The sequence below is a fragment of the Okeania sp. SIO2B9 genome, from assembly GCF_010672505.1.
GTDB classification, from domain to species: Bacteria; Cyanobacteriota; Cyanobacteriia; order Cyanobacteriales; family Microcoleaceae; genus Okeania; species Okeania hirsuta.
Genome location: NZ_JAAHGK010000935.1, coordinates 1 through 3,105, shown reverse-complemented (window position 1 = coordinate 3,105; position 3,105 = coordinate 1). Strand labels below are relative to the sequence as shown.

General features: G+C 37.7%; 4 protein-coding genes and 1 pseudogene. All 5 read left to right on the top strand.

Translation table 11 applies throughout. The annotated features are described in order from the left end of the window. Window positions 1-281: 281 nt before the first annotated feature. Window positions 282-420, top strand: a pseudogene (locus tag F6K13_RS25675) (IS1 family transposase); the annotation flags it as partial. Further along, window positions 417-572 carry a hypothetical protein gene (locus F6K13_RS25670; RefSeq protein WP_287243027.1) on the top strand — a complete coding sequence of 52 codons (156 nt, stop codon included), beginning with the start codon at window positions 417-419 and terminating at the stop codon, window positions 570-572. The pseudogene F6K13_RS25675 and the gene F6K13_RS25670, both read left to right, overlap by 4 nt. Before the next feature lies 1 nt (window position 573). Then, window positions 574-1,644, top strand: coding sequence for an acyl-CoA dehydrogenase family protein (locus F6K13_RS25665; protein WP_287243028.1), 1,071 nt, complete (start codon window positions 574-576; stop codon window positions 1,642-1,644). 104 nt (window positions 1,645-1,748) lie between these two features. After that, window positions 1,749-2,159 carry a hypothetical protein gene (locus F6K13_RS25660; RefSeq protein ID WP_287243029.1) on the top strand — a complete coding sequence of 137 codons (411 nt, stop codon included), beginning with the start codon at window positions 1,749-1,751 and terminating at the stop codon, window positions 2,157-2,159. After that, window positions 2,156-3,085 (top strand): aminotransferase class I/II-fold pyridoxal phosphate-dependent enzyme, encoded by a 930-nt coding sequence (locus tag F6K13_RS25655; RefSeq protein WP_353735718.1) that lies wholly within the window; start codon window positions 2,156-2,158, stop codon window positions 3,083-3,085. The genes F6K13_RS25660 and F6K13_RS25655 overlap by 4 nt, the downstream gene beginning before the upstream one ends. Window positions 3,086-3,105 lie beyond the last annotated feature (20 nt).

The window sequence follows — 3,105 nt, the reverse complement described above, 5'->3', positions numbered from 1 at the left end:
TGTAAATCTTGAATTTATCTTACAGCGCTTTTCAAATTGATGAACCACATCTTCACAAGCAAAACCTTGTAAGGACGTTCCATGGAATGTCCCTACTGTGGTCTACGCAAATGAAAACCGCTGTAACCTGATATGTCCATATTTCTAAGAGAGTATCCAGATTTGTATTAGGATCTGGACAGTACAAAGTTCTTAGTGGAAAAAATGACGTTGGTGAATTAAGGTATGATTTGAGAAAGGAGCGATCGCGATCTTAGGCAGAAAAATTATGGAATGTCCAAATGGATCAATCAACTAACATCAATAAAAATAGCCAAAAGAAAGGAAAGCAAAACTATATCTGTGTAGAATGTGGTTGTCAATTTATTGATGGCGATGAAACTTATAGAGGTTATAGTGATGAACTCTCCAGATAAATGCTGAAAAATGTATGTAAATGGTATGGGATGCTTCAATTAAGACCTATTCAAAGTCTGTCAAACTGCTTGAAGGCTGGCATTTGCCCAACTGTTGTTGATGATCGCAGCGCGATCGCTCTGGGCATAACGTCAGTTCTATCACAAACTTTATAAAATGACAATTTCACATCTACTCAAGACAACTAAAATCTATCTAGAAACCGATGTTTATCCCCGATCAAATGAAATCGATTTTTCTCCAGAGTTACTTTATCAAGCCTTAGACGGCTTAGGTAAATTAGGAGTATTAACATTACGTGTCTCCCAACAGTGGGGTGGAATAGGAATGACTTCAGAAACCTTCGTTCAATTTCAGGAATTAGTCGCACGATATTCCGGCGCATTAGCTTTTTTACAAACTCAACATCAAAGTGCATCCGCCATGCTGATGCAGAGTTCAAACACTCAACTTCAGGAGGTTTATCTTCCCAAAATGAGTGATGGAAAAATAAAAATCGGGGTGGGTTTTTCTCAAATCAGACGAACAGGAAATCCAACCATTACAGCGATTCCAGTTGAAGGGGGGTATCACATCAATGGTTACGTTCCTTGGGTGAGTGGATGGCAAATTTTTGATCAATTTATTGTGGCAGCAACCTTAGCGGATGGTCAAGCTGTATTTGGTTTAGTTCCGTTTCAAAATAGCGAACAAATTTCATTCAGTCAGCCCATGTCTCTGTGTGCCATGACTTCAACCAATACCGTTACTGCTACACTCAATCATTGGTTTTTACCCGCAGAAAAAGTTGTTTCAATTCAACCCATAGATTGGATTCATCAAAGGGATCAAAAAAATGCATTACCAGCCAGTTTTTTAGCCCTGGGCTGTGCTAAAGCTGGGTTAGATATTCTGGAAACAGTTTTTGAACAAAAGAAATTTATCTTTATTCAAGATGCGACAGAATTACTGAATCAGGAACTGAATCAATGTCGTGCAATCATTCAAAAAGCCCAACAGAATTCTAATCTAGATATCGACCAAAAATATCAACTCCGAGCGTGGGCAATTGATTTAGCCCTGCGATGCGCTCATGCTGCTGTTACGAGTTCAAGTGGAGGTGCTAATTTAAGTCATCATCATGCCCAAAGAGTTTATCGAGAAGCATTAGTTTTTACAGTTTCTGGTCAAAATCAAAGTCTAATGGCAGCAACTCTCAATCGATTAAGTCGGCAGTCATCACTTTAATAGCTGATTTGTAAAGAGAATTTAAAGCCGACTCGAAGACAGACTGAGTTGCCAGTAGTATAGATGAGATTAGTAAACTTTACTATTAATTAATCTCCTGGTTTATGAAATCACGTTCAACAGAAGAGTATGAATTATTTAGAAAACTTAAACGCTATCAAGGTCAGGTTGATCTGGGTCATTCAGATGCCCCTGAACATAAGAAGAAAGATCTAATGGTAGAACTGGAGAATTTATATGCATCTTACCCTGCCCAGTATTTAATCGATTCTCATAAAGTAACTGTGCCAGAAATTCTTGCTAATCTAGGTACAGAAAAGATTTTTGGGCTAATTCCCTCTTTTCCTAAAGTTGATCCGAAATCCGTAGTTATTTTCCCGAAGACTTCAACAATTCTTGTGAAAATGTCGATTCTAGCCTCCAAAGATAGATTATTACGGATGGGAGGAAATGTTAAACCTATTACAGTCATTTATCCAGAAGGGAACTTTCGCTACAACCATAACATAATATAGATATATTTTGTGGCACTACTCGGCATTTAGTAGAAGTTTGTCCCTCGAGTTTTAAGATTAAGCCAGACAAATTGGAAGAAGTCATTTGTACTGCAAAAAAGAATGGATATCTAATTGCTGCTTTTATACTGGAAACCCCTAATAATCCCTGGTGCCAAATTTATAGTCCAGATGAGTTAAAAGAATTAGCCGAGGTCGCGAATCAACATAATATCCTAATCATTAATGATCTGTATTTTTCAGGAACTGAAGCAATAGAAAATGACCAAGTTTCAGTAGCAAGTGTGAGTAGTCGCTCAGATTTAGTGATCACAACCTGTGGAATGCGAAGACAATTTGGAATTGACGGTATTGGCAAAGTAGGTTTTTTGACAAGTCAGAATGAGGCACTTGTAAAAGAAATTAAGCGCTTTGTTGTTGCAGCACATATTCGTTACACCAATGCCGAGGTACTTACAGCTTCTTGGGCTCTAAAACAAAGAGACTTGAATCATCGTGAAGAATTGAGAAAAGAGTTAGAGAGATTGAGGGCGAATGCTGAAGCTTTGCTGATGAATTCTGATTTCTTGGCTATGGGAATGAAGATTATAAAGAGTAGCTGTGCCGGGCCTTTTATCAATATTGGGTTTAACTCAGAACTTGAATCTAGGATGAAGAGTTTAGGGATAGGGGATAGTTATAATTTGGGTGAATATTTTTCTCAAATTGGAAAGGTTACACTTTTACCTTTAAGCTCAATGTTTACAAAGAAAATTGGCTTTCGGATAAACGTGACAAATATTTCGGAGTATCAAAGCGGATTAGCCTGTATGCAAGCTACCATTGAAAATATTAAGAAAGGAGTTTCTTATATTTCTTTAGAGAGAGAAATCAATCAAGAATATGAGATGTTGAGACAAGGTTATCGTCCTTGGGAAGGGATCTAGGTGTGAAAGTATGGCGGTTC

Bases quoted from the DNA above. Each gene is read 5' to 3' on its own strand.
- F6K13_RS25670 (WP_287243027.1), top strand. From the start codon at position 417: ATGCTGAAAAATGTATGTAAATGGTATGGGATGCTTCAATTAAGACCT.
- F6K13_RS25665 (WP_287243028.1), top strand. From the start codon at position 574: ATGACAATTTCACATCTACTCAAGACAACTAAAATCTATCTAGAAACC.
- F6K13_RS25660 (WP_287243029.1), top strand. From the start codon at position 1,749: ATGAAATCACGTTCAACAGAAGAGTATGAATTATTTAGAAAACTTAAA.